The 20897-nt window shown below is 61.9% G+C and carries 21 protein-coding genes; 17 read left to right on the plus strand and 4 right to left on the minus strand.

All coding sequences use genetic code 11. The features are described from left to right. Positions 1–3 precede the first annotated feature (3 nt). The 3 genes from clpA (at position 4) to GTW25_RS04965 (ending at position 3662) form a co-directional block, all read left to right on the plus strand. The gene (gene clpA, locus GTW25_RS04955) at positions 4–2463 is read left to right on the plus strand and encodes an ATP-dependent Clp protease ATP-binding subunit ClpA (protein WP_252910858.1); all 2460 of its coding nucleotides are present in this window, start codon (positions 4–6) and stop codon (positions 2461–2463) included. Between the two features lie 84 nt (positions 2464–2547). Continuing rightward, on the plus strand, positions 2548–3309 hold the full coding sequence (locus GTW25_RS04960; protein WP_252910859.1) for an AzlC family ABC transporter permease: 762 nt from the start codon (positions 2548–2550) through the stop codon (positions 3307–3309). Continuing rightward, complete coding sequence (locus GTW25_RS04965) at positions 3306–3662, plus strand: AzlD domain-containing protein (RefSeq protein WP_252910860.1); 357 nt, start codon at positions 3306–3308, stop codon at positions 3660–3662. The genes GTW25_RS04960 and GTW25_RS04965 overlap by 4 nt, the downstream gene beginning before the upstream one ends. Here GTW25_RS04965 and GTW25_RS04970 read toward each other — a convergent pair. The 4 genes from GTW25_RS04970 to GTW25_RS04985 all read right to left on the minus strand — a co-directional run bounded on the left by GTW25_RS04970 (position 3653) and on the right by GTW25_RS04985 (position 6619). Next, positions 3653–4099, minus strand: coding sequence for an HIT family protein (locus GTW25_RS04970; protein WP_252910861.1), 447 nt, complete (start codon positions 4097–4099; stop codon positions 3653–3655). The two genes, GTW25_RS04965 and GTW25_RS04970, sit on opposite strands and share 10 nt — an antisense overlap. 72 nt (positions 4100–4171) lie before the next feature. Further along, positions 4172–5353: a GNAT family N-acetyltransferase gene (locus GTW25_RS04975; protein WP_252910862.1), complete on the minus strand. Its 1182-nt coding sequence runs from the start codon at positions 5351–5353 to the stop codon at positions 4172–4174. A 65-nt stretch (positions 5354–5418) separates the two neighbouring features. After that, positions 5419–6147, minus strand: coding sequence for a glycerophosphodiester phosphodiesterase (locus GTW25_RS04980; protein ID WP_252910863.1), 729 nt, complete (start codon positions 6145–6147; stop codon positions 5419–5421). A 1-nt stretch (position 6148) separates the two neighbouring features. Further along, entirely contained in the window at positions 6149–6619 is a 471-nt protein-coding gene (locus GTW25_RS04985; RefSeq protein WP_252910864.1) for a RidA family protein, read from the minus strand. Positions 6620–6727: 108 nt separating this feature from the next. Between GTW25_RS04985 and GTW25_RS04990 the strand changes: the two genes are divergently transcribed. From GTW25_RS04990 to GTW25_RS05055, 14 genes are all read left to right on the plus strand, one after another. Further along, complete coding sequence (locus tag GTW25_RS04990; RefSeq protein ID WP_252910865.1) at positions 6728–7546, plus strand: cell envelope integrity EipB family protein; 819 nt, start codon at positions 6728–6730, stop codon at positions 7544–7546. Between the two features lie 159 nt (positions 7547–7705). Then, positions 7706–8488 (plus strand): 30S ribosomal protein S2, encoded by a 783-nt coding sequence (gene rpsB, locus GTW25_RS04995; protein ID WP_252910866.1) that lies wholly within the window; start codon positions 7706–7708, stop codon positions 8486–8488. A gap of 95 nt (positions 8489–8583) precedes the next feature. Further along, positions 8584–9507: a translation elongation factor Ts gene (tsf, locus tag GTW25_RS05000; RefSeq protein ID WP_252910867.1), complete on the plus strand. Its 924-nt coding sequence runs from the start codon at positions 8584–8586 to the stop codon at positions 9505–9507. Between the two features lie 157 nt (positions 9508–9664). Further along, on the plus strand, positions 9665–10384 hold the full coding sequence (pyrH, locus tag GTW25_RS05005) for a UMP kinase (protein WP_252910868.1): 720 nt from the start codon (positions 9665–9667) through the stop codon (positions 10382–10384). 62 nt (positions 10385–10446) lie between these two features. Next, complete coding sequence (frr, locus tag GTW25_RS05010; RefSeq protein WP_252910869.1) at positions 10447–11007, plus strand: ribosome recycling factor; 561 nt, start codon at positions 10447–10449, stop codon at positions 11005–11007. 42 nt (positions 11008–11049) lie between these two features. Further along, the gene (locus tag GTW25_RS05015; RefSeq protein ID WP_252910870.1) at positions 11050–11769 is read left to right on the plus strand and encodes an isoprenyl transferase; all 720 of its coding nucleotides are present in this window, start codon (positions 11050–11052) and stop codon (positions 11767–11769) included. Beyond that, complete coding sequence (locus tag GTW25_RS05020) at positions 11766–12605, plus strand: phosphatidate cytidylyltransferase (protein ID WP_252910871.1); 840 nt, start codon at positions 11766–11768, stop codon at positions 12603–12605. The genes GTW25_RS05015 and GTW25_RS05020 overlap by 4 nt, the downstream gene beginning before the upstream one ends. 77 nt (positions 12606–12682) lie before the next feature. Beyond that, positions 12683–13819 (plus strand): RIP metalloprotease RseP, encoded by a 1137-nt coding sequence (gene rseP, locus GTW25_RS05025; RefSeq protein ID WP_252910872.1) that lies wholly within the window; start codon positions 12683–12685, stop codon positions 13817–13819. A gap of 214 nt (positions 13820–14033) precedes the next feature. Next, the gene (gene bamA, locus GTW25_RS05030) at positions 14034–16448 is read left to right on the plus strand and encodes an outer membrane protein assembly factor BamA (protein ID WP_252910873.1); all 2415 of its coding nucleotides are present in this window, start codon (positions 14034–14036) and stop codon (positions 16446–16448) included. A 49-nt stretch (positions 16449–16497) separates the two neighbouring features. Next, on the plus strand, positions 16498–17559 hold the full coding sequence (gene lpxD / locus GTW25_RS05035) for a UDP-3-O-(3-hydroxymyristoyl)glucosamine N-acyltransferase (RefSeq protein WP_252910874.1): 1062 nt from the start codon (positions 16498–16500) through the stop codon (positions 17557–17559). Next, on the plus strand, positions 17552–18019 hold the full coding sequence (gene fabZ, locus GTW25_RS05040) for a 3-hydroxyacyl-ACP dehydratase FabZ (protein WP_252910875.1): 468 nt from the start codon (positions 17552–17554) through the stop codon (positions 18017–18019). The genes lpxD and fabZ overlap by 8 nt, the downstream gene beginning before the upstream one ends. Positions 18020–18023: 4 nt before the next feature. Continuing rightward, on the plus strand, positions 18024–18851 hold the full coding sequence (lpxA, locus tag GTW25_RS05045; RefSeq protein ID WP_252910876.1) for an acyl-ACP--UDP-N-acetylglucosamine O-acyltransferase: 828 nt from the start codon (positions 18024–18026) through the stop codon (positions 18849–18851). After that, a complete protein-coding gene (locus tag GTW25_RS05050; RefSeq protein WP_252910877.1) occupies positions 18838–19695 on the plus strand; it encodes an LpxI family protein in 858 nt (285 codons plus the stop codon). The genes lpxA and GTW25_RS05050 overlap by 14 nt, the downstream gene beginning before the upstream one ends. 1 nt (position 19696) lies before the next feature. Then, positions 19697–20869, plus strand: a complete 1173-nt coding sequence (locus tag GTW25_RS05055) for a lipid-A-disaccharide synthase (RefSeq protein WP_252910878.1) — start codon at positions 19697–19699, stop codon at positions 20867–20869. Positions 20870–20897 lie beyond the last annotated feature (28 nt).

Here is a 20897-nt window from a genome sequence, read left to right on the forward strand (position 1 = left end):
TGAATGCCGGCATTTTCCCAGGGCCTCGAACGGGCGTTGCATCAGGCGCTCACTTTCGCCAACGAACGCCATCACGAATATGCAACGCTGGAGCATCTGCTTCTGGCGCTGATCGACGACGGCGATGCGGCTGCGGTCATGCGTGCCTGCAACGTCAATGTCGACGAACTCAAGCAGACAGTCCTGTCTTACATAGACACCGAGCTCGACAATCTCGTCACGGGCTATGACGAGGATTCCAAGCCCACGGCCGGCTTCCAGCGCGTGATCCAGCGGGCGGTGATCCATGTTCAATCGTCCGGACGCGAAGAGGTGTCGGGCGCCAATGTGCTCGTCGCGATCTTTGCCGAGCGGGAAAGCCATGCGGCCTATTTCCTGCAGGAACAGCAGATGACCCGCTACGATGCGGTCAACTACATCAGCCACGGCATCGCAAAGCGTCCCGGCGCAGGCGAAACGCGTTCGCCGCGCGGCGCCGAAGAGGAAGCTGCCAGCCCGGCGGCCGAACATGAGGAAGGCCCCAAGAAAAAGCAGCAGGATGCGCTGTCGGCCTATTGCGTCAATCTCAACGAGAAGGCCAAGACCGGCAAGATCGATCCGCTGATCGGCCGCTCGGAAGAGATCAATCGCACGATCCAGGTCCTGTGCCGCCGGTCCAAGAACAACCCGCTTTACGTGGGCGATCCCGGCGTCGGCAAGACGGCGATCGCCGAGGGGCTCGCCAAGCGCATCGTCGAGGGCGACGTGCCCGAAGTGCTGCTCGACGCCACGATTTTCTCCCTCGACATGGGTTCGCTCCTGGCGGGCACGCGCTACCGCGGCGACTTCGAGGAACGCCTGAAGCAGGTCGTCAAGGAACTCGAGGACTATCCCGGCGCGGTGCTCTTCATCGACGAGATCCATACCGTGATCGGCGCGGGCGCGACGTCGGGCGGTGCGATGGATGCGTCGAACCTGTTGAAGCCGGCATTGTCCTCCGGTGCGATCCGCTGCATCGGCTCGACCACCTACAAGGAATTCCGCCAGTTCTTCGAAAAGGACAGGGCGCTCGTGCGCCGCTTCCAGAAGATCGACGTGAAAGAGCCGACCATCGAGGATGCGATCTCGATCATGAAGGGGCTGAAGCCTTATTTCGAGGACTTCCATAAGGTCAGGTACACCAACGAGGCAATCAAGGCCGCGGTGGAACTGTCTGCCCGATACATCTCCGACCGCAAGCTGCCGGACAAAGCCATCGACGTGGTCGACGAGACCGGCGCCTCGCAGATGCTTCTGCCGGAGAACAAGCGCAAGAAGACGATCAGCGTGAAGGAGATCGAGAATACGATCGCCACGATGGCGCGCATTCCGCCCAAGACCGTCTCGGCAGATGACGAAAAGGTGCTCGCGACGCTCGAGGACGAACTGAAGCGTGTGGTCTACGGTCAGGACACCGCCATCACGGCGCTGTCTTCTTCGATCAAGCTGGCCCGCGCCGGCCTGCGCGAGCCGGACAAGCCGATCGGCTCCTATCTGTTTTCCGGCCCGACGGGCGTCGGCAAGACAGAGGTCGCCAAACAGCTTGCCGCTTCGCTTGGCGTGGAACTCCTGCGTTTCGACATGTCGGAATATATGGAGCGCCACACGGTCTCGCGCCTCATCGGCGCACCGCCCGGCTATGTAGGCTTCGATCAGGGCGGATTGCTCACCGACGGCGTCGATCAGCATCCGCATTGCGTCTTGCTGCTCGACGAGATCGAGAAGGCGCATCCGGACCTGTTCAACATCCTGTTGCAGGTCATGGATCATGGCTCGCTGACCGATCACAACGGCAAGAAGATCGATTTCCGCAATGTGATCCTGATCATGACCACGAATGCGGGCGCAGCCGAGGCATCCAAGGCGGCGATCGGTTTCGGCTCGACCAAGCGGGAAGGGGATGACCTCGAGGCGATCAATCGTCTCTTCTCGCCCGAATTCCGCAACCGTCTGGACGCGATCATCCCGTTCGGTTCGCTGCCGATCCCGGTCATCCATCAGGTCGTGCAGAAGTTCGTCATGCAACTCGAGGCGCAGCTTGCCGAGCGCCGCGTAACGTTCGAACTGACGCCGGAGGCGATCGAATGGCTGGCCGACAAGGGCTATGACGAGCGCATGGGCGCGCGTCCGCTCGGAAGGGTCATCCAGGAGCACATCAAGAAGCCGCTGGCCGAAGAGGTGCTGTTCGGAAAGCTCAAAAAGGGCGGAACGGTGCGCGTTCTCGTCACGGAGAAAGACGACGGCACGAAGGGGCTGACGCTTGAAAGCCTGGCCGAAGACGTTCCGGTCAAGCCGAAGAAGGAACAGCCCGAACAGGCGGTCAAGCAGAAGAAGCCCGCTGCCCGCAAGGCGAAAAAGGTGCCCGCCGCAGTCGGAGCCGACAATGCGTCGGACAAGGGAACTGGCAAGCGGTCGAGCGTGCCGCAACTTCCGCGCAAGAACTGAACGACAGACATGAAAACCGGCGCTCGCAAGGCGCCGGTTTTTTAACATCGCAACTACCGTGAGGGCATGATAGTCAGGCGCCAAATGCCCGACGTCAACGATTCCGCATCTGCCGCCTCATCCCCGCCAACCGCTCAGGAATGCCTGCTTTGGTATCTTCGCGGTTGCCGCGCGGTGATTTCGATTCCGGCTGTCATTCTGGCCAGCAGTTTCGTCGGCTTCGCGGCGCTCGCCGTCGAGGCCGGGTTCACCATGGCGCAGACCGTCTTCATGACGGCCGTCATCTGGGCGCTTCCGGCCAAGGTCGTCCTGATCGGCGCGGTGCTTGCCGGAAACGGTCTGGCGGCGGCGGCCTTCGCGGTCGCCCTTTCGTCGGTCCGACTGGCGCCCATGGTCGTCGTGCTCGTTCCCGAGCTGCGCGGACCGCGCACGCGAAACTGGGTACTCTACGTTCTCTCCCATTTCGTCGCCGTCACCTCATGGGTGATCGCGCTCGAAAACGTGCGTAACGTGCCGCGCGACCTTCGCACAAGCTGGTATGCCGGCGTCGGCTCGTCCCTCATCATGTTGAACATGGTCGTGGTCGCGGTCGTCTTCATGATCGCGGACGATCTGCCGCCGATCATTTCGGCCGCACTGTTCATGCTCACGCCGATCTACTTCCTGACCTCCCTGTGGGCGTCGGCTCGTGAGCGGGCAGGGCATATCGCAATGGTGCTCGGCCTGATCATGGGGCCGCTCTTCCATCTGGTCATCCCGGATTTCAGCCTGCTCGCGACCGGCATGGCCGGTGGCGGTCTGGCATATCTCCATCACCGCCTTTCCGGGCGGGGAGGGACGACATGACGTTTTCGTCGATCGATACCTGGTGGTGGCCCTATCTGTTCATCCTGATCGCGGGCTGGCTGGCGACCGATAGCTGGCGGTTCCTCGGCGTCTATCTCGGCGGCCGGCTTTCGGAGAAGTCCGATCTTCTCGTGCTTGTCCGCTGCGTTGCGACCGCGCTGGTCGCGGCCGTCATCGCCAATCTGATCGTGTTTCCCGCAGGGCCGCTCGCCGAAACGACGATCCGCTTGCGCGTCTTTTCCGCTGCTATCGGCTTCGCAGCCTTCCTGTGGTTCGGCAAGAACGTGCTCGTCGGCATCGTCGTTACGGAGGTGGTCCTTCTTTCGGGAATGGTGCTGGCGACCTATAGTTGATCGAGAGCCGCGCGGATCTTTTCGGCGTTGGCGGCAAGAATTTCGGGCTTTTCCATGTCGCCACTATGCGGCTTCAGGTCCACGCCTTCGAAGCGCGGGATCACATGGAAATGCAGGTGAAACACGACCTGTCCACCGGCCGATTCATTGAACTGTGCGATCGAAGCGCCGTCTGCATCGAATGCCTCGACGACCGCATGCGCCAGCTTCTGCACGGTCGCGACGACGGCCGAGAGGCTTGTCGTGTCGACATCGAGAATGTTGCGAGCCGGCTTTTTCGGGATCACGAGGCAGTGACCCTTTCCACGCGGCATGATGTCCATGAATGCGAAGGTCGCGTCGTCCTCGTAGACTTTGTGGGCGGGAAGCTCGCCGCGCAGGATTTTGGCGAAAATGTTGGTGTCGTCGTAAGCGGCGGGCATCTCGACCTCTGTCATCTATGCAACTGCGTCAGGGGTAACCAAGACACGGCCCGTTGACCAGAGCAGGTTGCAGTTTTGCAGCGCGCGTCAGTCTTTTCGAAACGGCGCGCGCTCGGACAGATATTCGCCGATTTCCTCAACATCCTGCCGCTCGCGCTCCAGATAGTCGGCGATGGCGCGGCGCAGACCCGGATGCTCGATCCAGTGCGCCGAATGCGTGGTGACCGGAACGTAGCCGCGCGCAAGCTTGTGCTCGCCCTGCGCGCCCGCTTCGACCACGGACAGCTTGCGCTCGATGGCGAAATCGATCGCCTGATGGTAGCAGACCTCGAAATGCAGGAAGGGGTGATGCTCGACGCAGCCCCAGTTGCGGCCGAACAGGCGATCGCCGCCGATGAAATTGATGGCACCGGCAATGTAGCGGCCGTCGCGCTTGGCCATGATGAGCAGGATGTCGTCCGCCATGCGTTCGCCGACCATGGAGAAGAACGTGCGGTTGAGATACGGGCGGCCCCATTTGCGGCTGCCGGTATCCATGTAGAATTGGTAGAAATCGTCCCAGATCGCTTCGGTGAGGTCGGCCCCCGTCAGTTGGTCAATGGTGATGCCATCTCCCAGCGCCTCACGCCGTTCCCGGCGCAGCGCCTTGCGCTTGCGCGATGCGAGCGTGTCGAGAAAGTCCTCGTAGCTGCCGTAGCCTTCATTGATGAAATGGAATTGCGTATCGGTGCGGTGGAGATAGCCGGCCTCTTCAAGCACGTCCGCTTCTTCGGCGAGCGCAAAAGTGACATGGGCGGAGGATGTACCCAACCGTTCGTTGAGCACCTTCATGCCTTCGGCCAGTGCCGCCCGGATGGGATCAGGATCGAGTTCGGCGTCGAAAAGCAGCCGGGGACCGGTCGCCGGCGTGAAGGGTATGGAGGCTTGCAGCTTGGGGTAATAGCGCCCGCCCGCTCGCTCGAAAGCATCTGCCCAACCATGGTCGAAAACGTACTCGCCTTGGCTGTGAGATTTGAGATAGCAGGGAACGGCGCCGATCAGCCGGCCGTCCGGCGATTGCAATGCCAGGTGTTGCGGCAACCATCCTGCCTGAGCGCCGACGCAGCCGCTGTCCTCCAACGCCGAAAGAAACGCGTAGGACAAAAACGGATTATAGGGCGTCATCGGCGACGAATGTGTGGTGCCTGCAAGCCGGTCCCATCCCTCGTGCGGGATGCCGGCCATCCCGTCCACGACGCGGATGACGAACCCGGCTTCATTCTCACTCATAGACCAGACATCCCGACCCGCGAACCTTTGCGTTCTAGATACGTGCCGGGATGCCGGTTGCAAGGTCAGAGCGTATCGCGGCCGTCCGGATCGAAGCCTTCGAACGTCATCTGATCGGCATGGGCTTGCGTCGCCTGCCGCGATTTTTCATCTCGCACGGTCCAGGTGATCACTGGCATGGAGAGCTTGTCACGGACGAAGGTAACGAACGGGCTCGGCAAATCGTGAACGCCCCACGAGACGAACGAGATCGGATGCGCGAGCATGGAAAAATGCGCTTCCAGTTCTTCCGGCTTGTTGCCGTGGGCCGTGAGGCCCGCAGGAATGCCGGCCGCTTCGGTGCCGAACTGCCGGACCAGCCAGTGGTCGAAGGACATGATGGCTGCAGGGCCGGAATAGGCACGCAGGAGCGCGGCGCAGGCCGCGACCAGCCCGTCATCCTCGCCCTGCGTGCCCTTGAGTTCGATGACGAGCGGCACGCGGCCTGCGACGAGATCGAGCATCTCCTTCAACGTGGGCGCGTGATCGTCCGTGCCGCCGATCCGCAGATCGGCCAATTGCGTGGCGGTCTTTTCGAAGACGCGGCCATCGATTCCCGCAAGACGTTTCAGATCGTGATCGTGAAAGACGACCGGAACGCCGTCCGACGACAGATGCACGTCGCATTCGATGGCATAGTCGCGATCGATCGCGGCGCGAAAGGCCGACAGCGTGTTTTCCCAGCGGGTCTTGTTGAGGTCATGGAAGCCGCGATGCGCGATCGGGCGCGCGGTAAGCCAGTCGAGATTCGCCATGTCAGTTCTTCGCGATCTCGAAGACGGCCTCGACCTCGACCGCCGCATCGAGCGGCAACGAGGCGACACCGACCGCCGAACGCGCATGTTTGCCGGCTTCTCCCAGCACCTCGACCAGAAGGTTGGACGCGCCATTGGCGACGAGATGCTGCTCGGTGAAATCGGCCTCGGACGCCACGAACACGGTGATCTTGACGACGCGCGCGATTCGTTCGAGGTCACCCAGCGCGGACTTGGCCTGTGCCAGCACGTTGATCGCGCAAAGTCGTGCGGCCTCCTGTGCGGAGGCAACGTCGAGATCGCGCCCGACCCGGCCCTTGGCTGCCAGCGTGCCGTCCTTCAGCGGCAGTTGACCGGCCGTGAAGACGAGATCGCCGCTGATCATAAAGGGCAGATAGTTGGCGGCCGGGGCCGCTGCCTGCGGAAGAGTGATTCCAAGCTTTTCCAGGCGGCTATTGATTGTGTCGGTCATCATGTGATCCTTGTCGATGAAAGTGGCGGCAAAAATCGCCTCGCTTCCGCCACGAAAACGCATTCAGGTGCCGGCATATCCGACCTTGCACCCAATCGGGAGAACCGAATGTCCCTGCCACGCCTTGCGATCCTGGCAAGCTGCGCCCTGCCGTTCCTGCCGTTGGAAGCAATGGCCGCGCCTCTTCTCCCGCATCGTGCGGTTTATGATCTGGCGCTCGCCGACGCAACGGACAGTTCGGGTGTCACCGGACTTTCCGGACGCATGGTCTACGAATTCAATGGTTCGGCATGCGACGGATATACGGTGACGTTCCGATTCGTCACCCGTATCGAAGCAAGCGAAATGGTCCGCACGACGGATCAGCAGACGACGACCTTCGAGGCGGGCGACGGATCGGAATATTCTTTCGTCACGCGTTCTTTCGTCGATACCAATCTCGACAAGGAGGTGCGCGGCTCGGCAGAGATGACCGAAACCGAAACGCGCGTCGCCATGGAAGAGCCCGAGTCGGTCGAGTACGAGCTGGAGCGGTCGCAGTTTCCCAGCCAGCATCTGCTGGAGGTTCTGGAAAGGGCAAACAGCGGCGAGAACTTCTTCGAAACGACGATCTATGACGGCTCGGAAGATGGCGACAGCGTCATGACGACCACCGTCATTCTCGGCAAGAAGACCGCTCTGGCCGGGGACGATCCCGAAAGTGGCGCAATCGCCGCGATCGAATCGGAGGAGTTCTGGCCCGTCGACATCGCCTATTTCGACCTCGGCGATATCCAGGGCGAGGGGACGCCGACCTACCGCATCTCGTTCAAGCTCTATGAGAGCGGCATCACGCGCGACCTGACGATGGACTATGGCGACTTTTCGATCCAGGGCCGGATCGTCGATCTCGAAATGTTCGATGCGCCGGACGACTGCGCGCAATAGCCCTCGGGCTGCGGGTTGCATACTTGATCCATTGCCGCTATATGCGCGGCCATTCCACACACGGGTGATGGGTTGGCGTCGGGAGAAATCCGGCCTCGACCTCCGGTGGCGGTTTTTCCGCCTGACATCCGTGGAGGCCAACCGGAAAGGAAAATAACGATGGCTAAGCCTGATTTCAGCATGCGCCAGCTTCTTGAAGCTGGTGTTCACTTCGGCCACCAGACTCACCGCTGGAACCCGAAGATGGCGCCCTATATCTTCGGCGCCCGCAACAACATTCACATCATCGACCTGTCGCAGACGGTTCCGCTCCTGAACCAGGCGCTGAAGGTCGTGTCCGACACCGTCGCCCGCGGCGGCCGCGTTCTGTTCGTCGGCACCAAGCGCCAGGCGTCCGAGATCGTCGCCGACGCTGCCGAGCGCTCCGCGCAGTATTACGTCAACTCGCGCTGGCTGGGCGGCATGCTCACCAACTGGAAGACGATTTCGAACTCGATCCAGCGCCTTCGCAAGCTCGACGAACTGCTCGCCGGCGAAGCCCAGGGCTTCACCAAGAAGGAGCGCCTGACGCTCGACCGCGAGCGCGAGAAGCTCAACCGCGCACTGGGCGGCATCAAGGACATGGGTTCGACCCCAGACCTGATGTTCGTGATCGACACCAACAAGGAAGCGATCGCCATTCAGGAAGCGCGCCGCCTTGGTATCCCGGTCGTCGCGATCATCGATTCGAACTGCGATCCGGACAAGGTCGACTATCCGATTCCGGGCAATGACGACGCCGCGCGCGCCATCTCCTTCTATTGCGATCTGGTCGCCAAGGCGGCGATCGACGGTATCGCGCGTCAGCAGGGCGCCATGGGCGTCGACGTCGGCGCTTCGGCCGAAGCGCCTGTCGAGCCCGCACTCGACGAGACGCCCGCGGAAGAAGGCAAGGCAAGCTAAGGCTGTACGCTGAATTGAACGAGGCGAACGGCGCACCTGGAATTCTCCACGGTGCGCCGCGCCATTTATGAACTGATGAAATTGAAGAGGCGACGATGAGCATTTCTGCTGCACTGGTCAAACAGCTCCGTGACATGACGGGCGCGGGCATGATGGACTGTAAGACGGCACTGGCCGAAACCAATGGCGACCTCGAGGCCGCCGTCGACTGGTTGCGGGCCAAGGGTATCGCCAAGGCCGACAAGAAAGCGGGCCGCACCGCGGCCGAGGGCCTGATCGGCGTCGCCGCCGACGCGACCAGCGCGGTCGTCGTCGAGGTCAATTCCGAGACCGACTTCGTTGCCCGCAACGACGCGTTTCAGGAGATCGTGCGCAAAGTTGCCGAGGTGGCCCTGACCACCGACGGTTCGACCGATGCGGTGGGGGCGGCGACATATCCGGGTGGCGAAAAGTCGGTCACCGACACGATCAAGGACGCGATCGGCACGATCGGCGAGAACATGAACCTGCGCCGTTCGACCAGACTTTCCGTTTCGAGCGGTGCCGTCGCCAGCTATGTGCACAATTCGGTTGCCGACAATCTCGGCAAGCTTGGCGTGCTCGTAGCCATCGAGACGACCGGCAATGCGGATGCTGCGCGCGCCTTCGCGCGTCAGGTGGCGATGCACGTCGCGGCGACAAATCCGCTTGCCCTGACGGCCGACGAAGTCGATCCGTCCGCGGTCGAGCGCGAGAAGGCCGTCTTCTCCGAGCAGGCCCGCCAGTCGGGCAAGCCGGAAAACATCATCGAGAAGATGGTCGAAGGCCGCATGCGCAAGTTCTATGAGGAAGTCGTGCTCTTGAAGCAGGGCTTCGTCATGAACCCGGACGTGACCGTCGAGAAGGCGCTTGCCGATGCTGAAAAGGAAATCGGCGCGCCCGCGAAGCTGACAGGTTTCGTACGCTTCGCACTCGGCGAGGGCATCGAGAAGGAAGAGACGGACTTTGCGGCCGAAGTGGCCGCAGTCGCCAAGAAGTAATCCGGCTTACGCAGGAAACGCGCAAAGGGCATCGCATGGCGGTGCCCTTTCGTGTATCTGACATGCGCCTTCTTCAGACCATGATGCCGAGAAGCGGGGACCGGTTTTCGGATGACATCATGGTACCAACCGATCATTGCCGCCACGCGAGAGATTCATGAACCTGCCGAAATACAAGCGCATTCTTCTCAAGGCTTCGGGCGAGGCACTGATGGGCTCGCAAGGATTCGGGATCGACGTTTCCGTCGTGGACCAGATTGCAGCCGACATCGCCGAAGCACGTTCGATGGGCGTGGAAGTCGGCATTGTGATCGGCGGCGGAAATATCTTTCGCGGTGTGGCCGTCGCCTCCAAGGGCGGCGACCGCGTAACGGGCGACCATATGGGCATGCTCGCCACCGTCATCAACTCGCTGGCGCTGCGCACGTCCCTGATCAAGCTTGGCGTCGATTCCGTGGTTCTTTCGGCCATTGCCATGCCCGAACTGTGCGAAAGCTTCTCGCAGCGTCAGGCGACCGCCTACATGGATCAGGGCAAGGTCGTGATCTTCGCGGGTGGCACCGGCAACCCCTTCTTCACGACCGATTCCGCCGCTGCCCTGCGCGCAGCCGAGATCGGTGCGGATGCGCTTTTGAAAGGGACGCAGGTCGACGGTGTCTACTCGGCCGATCCCAAGAAAGACCCGGCCGCCACCCGATACGATACGATCACGCATGAAGAAGTGCTGGTGAAGGGCCTGGCGATCATGGATACGGCGGCGATTGCGCTTGCGCGCGAGAACCACATTCCGATAATCGTCTACTCGATTCACGAGCAGGGCGGTCTAGGCGCCATTTTGCGCGGGAGCGGGCGCTGCACGATTGTTGCGGACGCCTGACAAACAGCAGGGCCGTTCCTGAGAACGAGACGAACCGGCAGTGCCGGCATGAGGAGACGATGATGAGCGAAGGCGTGGACTTCAAGGATTTGCAACGCAGGATGGACGGGGCGATTTCGGCGTTCAAGAACGATCTTGCCTCGCTGCGCACGGGACGTGCGTCGAGCAACCTCCTCGATCCGGTCATGGTTCAGGCTTACGGTGCGCCGATGCCGATCAATCAGGTCGCGACGGTGACGGTTCCCGAATCGCGCATGCTGGCGGTTTCCATCTGGGACAAGCAACTCGTCGGTGCCGTCGACCGCGCCATCCGCGAGTCGAATCTCGGCCTCAACCCGATCGTGGACGGTACCAATCTGCGTATCCCTCTGCCTGAACTCAACGAAGATCGCCGGCGCGACCTCGCCAAGATCGCGCATCAATATACCGAGCAGGCAAAGGTGGCCGTGCGTCACGTACGCCGCGACGGGATGGAGGTCGCCAAAAAGGCGGAGAAGGACGGCGCGATCAGCCAAGATGATTCCAAGGTCCAGTCGGAGCGCGTCCAGAAGCTGACGGACGAGACGATCAAGCAGATCGACGCACTGCTTGCCGACAAGGAAGCAGAGATCATGCAGGTCTAGGGTTTCGACCCTTGACCGGCGCACAGGTCGATTGGAGGGCCGGTGACAAGTCCCGCGCATATCGCAATCATCATGGATGGCAATGGGCGCTGGGCGCAGTCGCGCGGCCTGCCGCGCAGCGCCGGCCATCGCGCGGGCGTCGAGGCATTGCGGCAGGCGGTTCAAAATGTCGGTGACAGCGGCGCGCGCTGGCTGACCATCTACGCCTTTTCGTCGGAAAACTGGTCGCGGCCGGCGTCCGAGATCAACGATCTCATGGGGCTTTTGAAACTTTTCATCAGGCGCGATCTCGCCCAGCTTCATCGTAACGGCGTGCGCGTCCGCATGATCGGCAACCGCGATACGCTCGCACCCGACATTCTCGAACTCATCACGGATGCCGAGGCGCTGACGCGCGTGAACACCGCCATGAACCTGGTGATCGCCTTCAACTACGGGGCACGAGACGAAATCGTACGCGCGGCGCGGCATCTGTCGCAAATGGCCGCCGACGGGCACCTCGATCCCCACTCGATCACGCCCGAAATGCTCTCGGGTGCGCTCGATACGGCCGATATTCCCGACCCCGACCTCATCATACGCACCAGCGGCGAGCAACGCCTGTCGAACTTCCTGCTCTGGCAGGCGGCCTATTCCGAATTCGTATTCCTGCCGTGCTTCTGGCCGGATTTCGACCGGTCGCAACTGGACCACGCGCTTGCGATCTACGCCGATCGGGACCGTCGATTTGGAGCGGTCGCCGCTCGCGAGGCCCTTTCATGACGGCGGCGAACGGCAGCTTTCTGACAAGAGAGCTGCAACTGCGGATCGTATCCGCCGTCGTGATGATCGTCGTGGCGCTGACCGCGACATGGATCGGCGGATTGACGTTCCGGCTTGTGTGCGTCGTGATCGCTGCCGCCGTCTTCTACGAATGGCTGCAAATGGCCAGAGCCGACGGAACCACGGCCGACAGGCAACTCTCGTTCGGCCTCATGCTGGCCGTCTGTGTCGTCATTTTGATGATTCCCGACGGTCTCACGAGCCTCTCGATTGTCGCGGCGCTGGCGGCATTGTCAGCAATGGCCGCGCCGGCTCTCGGCGCCTCGCGATGGAACGCTGCCGGGCTGCTTTATGCCGGGATGGCGGGTTTGTCGCTTGCTCTCTTGCGCGGGACGGGACTGGAGGGTTTCAAGACCGTCGTTTTCCTGTTCGTCGTGGTCTGGGCGACCGACATCCTGGCCTATTTCGTCGGCAAGGCCCTGCGGGGGCCGAAGCTGGCGCCTGCGATCTCGCCGGGAAAGACATGGTCCGGGGCCATCGGGGGAACGTTCGCGGCGTTGATTCTGGGATTGGCTGCGGCGCTCGTCATGGATACTCGGCTTTCCATTCCGGCGACCATCGGGCTGATTCTTCTTCTTTCGGTGATCTCGCAAATCGGCGATCTGTTCGAGTCCTGGTTGAAGCGCCGCTTTCAGGTCAAGGATTCCAGCCACATCATACCTGGACATGGCGGCGTGATGGACCGCGTGGACGGTCTGGTCGCCGCCGGTCTGGTCCTTTATGTCGTCGGTGCGATTCTCATCGATCCGGACGCGCCGGCTCTGGCGTTTTTCTGACAGTCGTCGATGGATCACCGAAACGCCGCGATTGACCTGCAGGGAAGCGCGGCACGGGGCAATGAAGGGGCAGTGAATTGGATTTCCTGACGGGTATATTCGGGTCGGGCGGGCTTATCCTGGGAACGCTCGTACCGTTCTTCCTGGTACTCGCCGTCGTCGTGTTCGTGCACGAGATGGGCCACTACCTCGTCGGCCGCTGGTGCGGCATCGGCGTCCAGGCATTTTCGATCGGCTTCGGTCCCGAGATTTTCGGTTTCAACGACAGGCATGGCACCCGCTGGAAGCTTTCGGCGATACCGCTCGGCGGTTACGTCAAGTTCGTCGGCGACATGAGCGTGACGAGCGAGCCCGATCCGGAGCAAACGGAAAAGCTGACCGAGGCGGAGCAACGCGTCGCTTTCCACACGCAGCCCGTCTGGAAAAGGGCCGCCACCGTCGTAGCCGGCCCGCTTTTCAATTTTCTCCTGACCATTGCCGTCTTCGCCGTGATGTTCGGAATCTATGGCCGCTTCGTTTCCGAGCCGGTCGTGGCCGAGGTGCGTCCCGACAGCCCCGCGGCGGAGGCCGGATTCGAACCGGGAGATCGGTTCGTAACGGTCAACGGATCTCGAATCGCGACCTTCGGCGACGTTCAGCGCGTGGTGTCGGCGCGAGCGGGCGATCCGCTTCGGTTCGTCATGCTGCGCGACGGCCAGGAAATCGAACTGACGGCGACACCGGAACTGTCCGAGCAAGCCGACGGGCTCGGCAACACGATTCGCATCGGCGTCATCGGTGTGGTCAACAACGAGGAACTCGGCCAACCGCGCCAGATCAGCTATGGGCCCGTCGAGGCGCTCGGCGAGGCGGTCAGCGAAACGGGCTATATCATCGCGCGCACGGGGCAGTTCCTCCAGCGATTCGTGGCCGGGCGCGAGGACAGGTGCCAACTCGGCGGGCCGGTGCGCATTGCCGAGATGTCCGGGCAGGCGGCGGCGCTTGGACCGCTCTGGCTTGTCCAACTGATCGCGCTTTTGTCTGTAGGAATAGGTTTTCTCAACCTTCTTCCCATACCACCACTGGACGGGGGCCATCTCGTCTTCTATGCCGCTGAAGCCGTTCGCGGCCGGCCGGTGTCGGAACGCGTGATGGAGGGTTTCTACAAGGTCGGGATGCTTGCGGTGCTCGCTTTCATGGCGTTCGTTTTCTGGAACGATATTTTTGGATGTTGATGCCGGCGGGGCTCGAAACTGCTGAAATTCAAACTCCATTTACCATGAACGCGATTTTGCGTGACGCGAATGCCACGCTTTCTGACTTAGTAAATGCAAATTAACCGGCAGCCTTGCGTGTAGGGAAAATCCGGTTAATACCGTACGGGGTTTTGCGGCTGGTCCGGTCCATTCTCGGCACGGGGACAACGAGAACAAAAGGTTTGTAAGCCAAATGAAGGCAGCTTCGAGTTTCAAGAGCGCCGCGTCGGCGATGGCACTCACGGCGGCGATCGTCGTGACGGGATCGGTATCGGTACAACTTGCCGGAACGAACGCGGCCTATGCCGCGGTGGTCAACCGGATCGACGTTCGCGGCAATCAGCGCGTCAGCAACGACACGATCATCGGCAATCTGGGCATTCGTCCCGGTGAGCAGTTCAGCAGCGCGGATGTGAACGCGGCTGTCGTCCGTCTTTTCGAAACACGCCTTTTCTCGGATGTGCGCATCAATCAGGTCGGCTCGGCCCTGGTTGTGGAGGTCTCCGAATATTCGGTGGTCAACCAGGTCATCTTCCAGGGCAATTCGCGCGTCAAGGATGACGCGCTTACCGCCGCTGTTCAGCTTCGCCCGCGCGGCGCCTATTCCGCCGATGCGCTGAATTCCGATGTCGAGGCGATCCGTCAGGCCTATGCCCGCGTCGGTCGCGAGAACACGACTGTGACGGCGGAGACCGTCGATCTCGGCGAGAACCGCGTCAACGTCGTCTACCAGATCAACGAAGGCGGCCGCACCAAGATCGGGTCGATCACGTTCGAGGGCAATCAGGCATTCGGTGACGGCCGCCTGCGCGACGTCATTGCGACCAAGCAGTCGAACTTCCTGTCCTGGCTGACCCGCAACGACATCTATGACGAAAATCGCCTGCGCGCCGATGAAGAAGCGCTACGCCGTTTCTATTTCAATCGCGGCTATGCCGATTTCCGTATCATCTCGGCGAACGGCCAGCTCGACGAAGCCTCGAACGAGTATTCGATCGTCTTTACCATCGATGAGGGCGAGCGCTACACGTTCGGTCAGGTTCTGGTCGAAAGCACGGTACCTGGCGTCGATACCGAAGCCTACCGCTCCAGCCTCGACACCCGTGAAGGCCGCGTCTACAGCGCGCAGAACGTCGAAAGCTCCATCGTTGGGCTGACCGAAGACGTCGCCGGCTCGGGCTATGCGTTCGCGCAGGTGACCCCGCGCGGCAATCGCAACTTTGAGAACCGCACCATCGACGTCACCTATGTGATCGACGAAGGTCCGCGCGCTTACATCGAACGTATCGAAATCCGTGGCAACACGCGCACGCGCGACTACGTGATCCGTCGCGAGTTCGACCTCAGCGAAGGCGACGCCTTCAACCAGGTCCTCGTGCAGCGTGCACGCCGCCGCATCGAGCGTCTCGACTATTTCGAGACGGTCAATATCGCGACCGCCCCGGGCTCGCAGCCCGATCAGGTCGTGATGATCGTTGAAGTGGTCGAGAAGCCGACGGGTGAATTCTCGATCGGTGCTGGCTATTCGACCGGCGAGACCAACAATCGCGGTTCCGGCTTCTCGCTGGAAGGATCGGTGCAGGAGCGCAACTTCCTCGGGCGCGGTCAGTTCATCCGTCTTTCGGCCGGTGGCGGCCGGGATTCGCGCGACATCGCGCTGTCCTTCACCGAGCCGTACTTCCTTGGACGCCGCATTTCGGCGGGTTTCGACATCTTCCGCAACACGCGTCGTTTTGATAACTACGAGACTGAAGCGACCGGCGGCACGATCCGCTTCGGCCTGCCGATCACTGAGGCGCTGACGACGCAACTCGCGTACAACTACTCGCAGGAAGAGTACAATTTCCGCGATGGTTGCGAGCCAGTAGATGGTGTTCTGAGGCCGGATTGTCAGTTAAACATCTCGCCTATCCTGCAGGACGCGATCATCAACCAAAGCCCGTGGAGAAAGTCGTCGGTCAGCGCCGGTCTCGTGTTCAACACGATCGACAACATGCAGAATCCGCGCAACGGCATCTACTCGGTCTTTACGACGGAAGTCGCGGGTCTGGGCGGCGACGCACAATGGGTCAAGTTCACGGCGCGCGGCAGCTACTACCAGACGCTTTCGGAAGAACTCGACATCGTCGGTGTCTTGACGGCCGGTGCCGGGCACATCGAAGGCTATGGCGACGATGGCTTGCGAGTCTTCGATCTGTTTCGTTCTAATGACCGCATCATTCGTGGTTTCGATTTCAACGGTATCGGTGCGTTTTCGGAGGCAGGAAACGGTCGGATCGATCACATCGGTGGCACGACCTATTTCCACGCTTCGGCAGAAGCGCAGTTCCCGGTTCCGGGCCTGCCGGAAAGCCTCGGCTTCCGCGGTGCGGTCTTTGCGGATGCGGCGACACTCTACGGCGTACCGGATTCGGTGCTCGTCAACAGAGGCGGCGGTGACAACTTTATTGTGCAGGGCGACCAGTCCGCACTGCGCGCCTCGGTCGGTGTCGGTCTTCTGTGGGCGTCGCCCTTCGGTCCGATCCGCGTCGATTACGCCGTGCCGGTGGCTAAGGAAGATTCGGACGACGTCCAGAACTTCAGCTTCGGTATGTCCACCCGATTCTAGGGGCTTTAGAGCTTTCGGGGCAGATGATGCCCCGAAAGTGCAGGCATGAATGACTGATCCGCTCTTCTTTGAGCCGGCAAGAACCTTTACGGTTGGCGAGATCGCGGCGCTTACGGGTGCCGATCTCGCCAATGCCGCTTATGCGCAAACGCCGGTCGACCGCATTACCTCTCTCGCCGAAACCGGCGAGGGAGCGCTTGTCTTCGTCGACGGCAAACGCAACGCGCATTATCTGGCGAACCTGAAAGCGACGGCGGTGCTTTGTACGGCCGATATCGCGGACCAGGCACCTGCGGGTATCGCCGTTCTCGTTTCCAAAAAGCCGCAATATGCCTTCGCCACCGTCGGCCGTCTCCTGTTTCCCACCGCCGTTCGGCCTGCGCCGCTCACCTCTGAAACGGGCGTGTCGGATCGTGCCTATGTGGATCAGTCCGCCAGCGTCGAAGCCGGTGCGATCATCGAGCCTGGAGCGATCGTGGGGGCAGGGGCTGAAATCGGATCGGGAACGCTCGTCGCTTCGAATGCCGTGATCGGCCGCAACTGCCGTGTCGGGCGAGACTGCTATATCGGCCCGAATGTCTCGGTCCAGTACGCGCTTGTCGGAAATCGCGTCTTCATCTATGGCGGCGCGCAGATCGGCCAGGACGGGTTCGGCTTCGTCACCGGCCCGCGCGGACCAGAGAAGATGCCGCAAATCGGGCGTGTCATCATTCAGGACGATGTCGAGATCGGCGCCAACACCACCATAGACCGGGGCGCGCTTTCCGACACGATCATCGGCGAAGGCACCAAGATCGATAATCTGGTTCAGATCGCTCACAATGTAAGGCTTGGACGCGGCTGCGTGATCGCGGGTCATTGCGGCCTGTCCGGCTCCGTGACGCTTGGCGACTACGTGATGCTGGGTGGACGTGTCGGCCTAGCCGATCATGTCACGATTGGCACGGGGGCGGCCGTTGCGGCGGCAAGCGGCGTTATGCACGACATTCCGGACGGCGGACGCTGGGGGGGCATGCCCGCCCAGCCGATGAAGGACTTCTTCCGTGAAGTCACCTACATCCGAAAACTCGTTTCCGGCTCGCGCAAGACCAGGGAAGGCAGCGATGACTGAGGCAACAACCACGACGCTCGACCGCCTGAACATTCAGGATTTGCTGAAACTTCTTCCGCATCGCTACCCGTTTTTGCTGATCGACCGGATCGTCGATATTCAGGGCGACGACGCGGCGGTCGGCATTAAGAACGTGACGATGAACGAGCCGCATTTCACCGGTCATTTTCCGGATCAACCCGTCATGCCGGGTGTGCTCATCGTCGAAGCGATGGCGCAGACGGCAGGCGCGATCTGTGCACACAATGCTGGCGGCTCCGCGCCGCCGCTGGTTTATTTCATGACGATCGACGGCGCGAAATTCCGCAAGCCAGTGGTCCCCGGCGACAGGCTGGAGCTTCACGTCAAGAAGCTGAAGCAGCGCGGCAATATCTGGAAATTCGCGTGCGAAGCGAAGGTTGAGGGCGCAAAGGTCGCGGAGGCGGAGATTTCCGCAATGATGTCGCCGAAGCAGGCCTGACGCAATGACAGCCGAGACCTTTGTCCATCCGGCCGCTGTGGTCGAGGCCGGCGCGCAACTCGGCGCGGGCGTTCATATCGGCCCCTTTTGCCATATCGGCGCGGAATCGGTGGTCGGTGATAGCGTGCGAATGGCAAGCCATGTCACGATCACGGGCGCGACTTATATCGGGGCAGGGTGCCAGATTTTTCAAAATGCAGTCCTCGGCGGCGCGCCGCAAAGCGTGCGCCACAAGGGCGGCAGGACGACATTGAGCATCGGCGCCAGTTGCATCATCCGCGAAGGCGTGACCTTCAATGTCGGCACGGACAGTTCGACGGGGGCGACGACGATCGGGTCGAACGGCTTTTTCATGGCCCAGTCGCATGTCGCGCATGATTGCGTGGTGGGCGACAATGTCACCATGGCGAACGGCGCCGTGCTGGGCGGCCATTGCGAGGTCGGTGATTTCGTGACGTTCGGCGGCCTGTCGGCCGTCCACCAGTTCGTGCGTATCGGCCATCACGCGTTCATCGGCGGCCTGTCCGGTGTGGAACGGGATGTCATTCCGTATGGCATGGTGACCGGCGACCGGGCGAAACTGCGCGGCCTGAACGTCATCGGCATCAAGCGGTCCGGCTATTCGCGCGCGGATCTCCTTGCGTTGCGGTCAGCCTACAGGATGCTGTTTGCGTCCGGCCGCGCGCTTGCCGACGCGATTCCGCTCGTCGCCGAAAAATATCCGGATTCGGCCGCAATCGCGGACATGCTCTCGTTCCTGCAAGTCAGCGGAAAACGGCATTTCACCATGCCTGCCGCTCAAGACCGCGGCGGCGGCGATGACGAGGCATGACGACGGGCGCATCGGACTGATCGCCGGCGGCGGTCACCTGCCTGTCGAGATTCTGCAAAGTCTCAACCGCCAGGGATTGAGCCCGTATCTTGTCCTGATCGACGGCGAGGCCGACGATCTCGAGATATTTCGCAGTCATGATCACGTCCGCTTGCCGCTGGAGGAATTCGGCAGGCTCGTTCCGCTTTTGAAAGCCGCGCGCGTCACCCGGCTTGTCATGGCCGGCAGCGTCGCGCGACGTCCTGTCTTTCGCAACGTGAAATGGACATGGTCGCTGCTCGGTTTTCTCCCGAGGCTGGCCAAGGCACTTGCGTCCGGCGACGATGTGCTTTTGCGCACGGTAATCGGGCATCTTGAAGCACACGGCATCAAGATCGTCGGTGTCCACGAAATCGTTCCCGACCTGGTTGCCGGGACGGGGGCGATCGCTGTCCGCAAGCCTGATGCGAGCGAAATGCGCGATGTTCGCGCCGCAGCCGTCGCAGCACGGGCAATCGGGGCGCTCGACATCGGGCAGGCCGCAGTGGCAATCGGCGGACGCGCGATTGCACTGGAGGGGATCGAGGGAACCGAGGGCCTGCTGGACCGCGTTGCCGCAATGCGCGGTCACGGCCGCCTTGCGGGCCGAACCGGTGGCGTCCTCGTCAAATGCGCCAAGCCCGGGCAGGAATTGCGGGTCGACCTGCCGACGATCGGTCCCGATACGGTCAGCGCCGCATTTGCGGCCGGATTGACCGGCATAGCGCTCGATGCAGGACGCGCGCTCATCCTCGATTGCGCGTCGACGATGGCCCGCGCCAACGACCGGGGCTTATTCATCTACGGTCTGAAAGGTGACGAGTGACATGCAGCCACTGAAGATCGCCATCGTCGCGGGAGAGGAATCAGGCGATCTTCTGGGATGCGACCTGATCGACGCCATCGCGCAACGGATCGGCCGGCCGATCGAACTCGTCGGGGTCGGCGGGCGACATCTCGAGGCGCGCGGTCTGAACTCGCTGTTCGACGCCTCGCAGATCGCGCTGGTGGGCATCACCGCCGTTTTGCGTGATCTGCCGCGCCTGATCGGCCGTCTCAACCAGACGGCCCGGTCCATCGCGGCCGAGCGGCCCGATTGCCTGATTACGATCGACAGTCCCGAATTCTCCTTGCGCGTCGCACGCAAAGTCCGCGCGATCCTGCCGGATTTGCCGACAGTCCACTATGTCTGCCCGAGCATATGGGCCTGGCGGCCGGGCCGGGCGGCCGAGATGAAGCCTTATATCGACCATGTCCTTTGTCTTCTGCCTTTCGAACCGACCGAGCTGCACCGCCTTGGCGGGCCTGAGGGCACATTTGTCGGGCATCGCCTGACGCGCGATCCCGCGCTTGCCCAGACGACCGCAGCGCAGATGAATCGGGGCGACCCCTCCTGGGGAACGAAGTCCTTGCTCGTTCTGCCCGGTTCGCGCCGGTCCGAGGTTAAAAGCCTGATCGAGCCGTTCGGCGAGGCGGTCAAGGAGCTTGCCGCGCGCGGCAACCGGTTCGAAGTGGACATCCCGACCGTTCCGAAAGTGGCGGAGCAGGTGCACGAAGCGATCGCCGAATGGCCGGTCCCAACCCGCGTGATCGAGGCGACCGACGAAAAATACGAGGCGTTCAGCCGCGCCGACGCCGCGCTGGCCGCGTCGGGAACGGTGTCTCTCGAACTCGCCCTTGCACGCGTTCCGCTGCTCGCCTGTTACAAGACGGACCCGGTGTTTCATGCGCTGATGCGGCTCGTGACGGTCTGGTCGGCGTCCTTGCCGAACCTGATCGCGGACTGGCCGGTCGTTCCCGAATACTACAACGAATATGTGCGGCCAGCCTATCTTGCGCGCGCGATCGAGCAGATCTGGGCGGCCACGCCAGCCCGTGCGACGCAACTGCACGGCTTCGACATCATCGCGCAAAGACTGCATACCGAGCGTCCAGCCGGCGAGATCGGCGCGGAGGCAGTTCTGGACACGATTGCGCAACGGCATCGCAACTGGGTTTAGCGGTGTGATCATGCAAACGAAAAGGGCG

Origin of the sequence: Aliihoeflea aestuarii, assembly GCF_024105665.1 — a bacterium.
In the GTDB taxonomy this organism is placed as follows: domain Bacteria; phylum Pseudomonadota; class Alphaproteobacteria; order Rhizobiales; family Rhizobiaceae; genus Aliihoeflea; species Aliihoeflea aestuarii.

Excerpts from the sequence above, each read along its gene's own strand:
- lpxA (WP_252910876.1), top strand. The coding sequence starts at position 18,024 with ATGACAGCCGAGACCTTTGTCCATCCGGCCGCTGTGGTCGAGGCCGGC.
- lpxD (WP_252910874.1), top strand. The coding sequence starts at position 16,498 with ATGACTGATCCGCTCTTCTTTGAGCCGGCAAGAACCTTTACGGTTGGC.
- GTW25_RS05050 (WP_252910877.1), top strand. The coding sequence starts at position 18,838 with ATGACGAGGCATGACGACGGGCGCATCGGACTGATCGCCGGCGGCGGT.
- pyrH (WP_252910868.1), top strand. The coding sequence starts at position 9,665 with ATGAACCTGCCGAAATACAAGCGCATTCTTCTCAAGGCTTCGGGCGAG.
- GTW25_RS05055 (WP_252910878.1), top strand. The coding sequence starts at position 19,697 with ATGCAGCCACTGAAGATCGCCATCGTCGCGGGAGAGGAATCAGGCGAT.
- GTW25_RS04990 (WP_252910865.1), top strand. The coding sequence starts at position 6,728 with ATGTCCCTGCCACGCCTTGCGATCCTGGCAAGCTGCGCCCTGCCGTTC.
- fabZ (WP_252910875.1), top strand. The coding sequence starts at position 17,552 with ATGACTGAGGCAACAACCACGACGCTCGACCGCCTGAACATTCAGGAT.
- bamA (WP_252910873.1), top strand. The coding sequence starts at position 14,034 with ATGAAGGCAGCTTCGAGTTTCAAGAGCGCCGCGTCGGCGATGGCACTC.
- GTW25_RS04975 (WP_252910862.1), bottom strand. The coding sequence starts at position 5,353 with ATGAGTGAGAATGAAGCCGGGTTCGTCATCCGCGTCGTGGACGGGATG.
- frr (WP_252910869.1), top strand. The coding sequence starts at position 10,447 with ATGAGCGAAGGCGTGGACTTCAAGGATTTGCAACGCAGGATGGACGGG.
- GTW25_RS04985 (WP_252910864.1), bottom strand. The coding sequence starts at position 6,619 with ATGACCGACACAATCAATAGCCGCCTGGAAAAGCTTGGAATCACTCTT.
- tsf (WP_252910867.1), top strand. The coding sequence starts at position 8,584 with ATGAGCATTTCTGCTGCACTGGTCAAACAGCTCCGTGACATGACGGGC.
- GTW25_RS04970 (WP_252910861.1), bottom strand. The coding sequence starts at position 4,099 with ATGACAGAGGTCGAGATGCCCGCCGCTTACGACGACACCAACATTTTC.
- GTW25_RS04980 (WP_252910863.1), bottom strand. The coding sequence starts at position 6,147 with ATGGCGAATCTCGACTGGCTTACCGCGCGCCCGATCGCGCATCGCGGC.
- GTW25_RS04965 (WP_252910860.1), top strand. The coding sequence starts at position 3,306 with ATGACGTTTTCGTCGATCGATACCTGGTGGTGGCCCTATCTGTTCATC.
- GTW25_RS05020 (WP_252910871.1), top strand. The coding sequence starts at position 11,766 with ATGACGGCGGCGAACGGCAGCTTTCTGACAAGAGAGCTGCAACTGCGG.
- GTW25_RS04960 (WP_252910859.1), top strand. The coding sequence starts at position 2,548 with ATGCCCGACGTCAACGATTCCGCATCTGCCGCCTCATCCCCGCCAACC.
- rpsB (WP_252910866.1), top strand. The coding sequence starts at position 7,706 with ATGGCTAAGCCTGATTTCAGCATGCGCCAGCTTCTTGAAGCTGGTGTT.
- clpA (WP_252910858.1), top strand. The coding sequence starts at position 4 with ATGCCGGCATTTTCCCAGGGCCTCGAACGGGCGTTGCATCAGGCGCTC.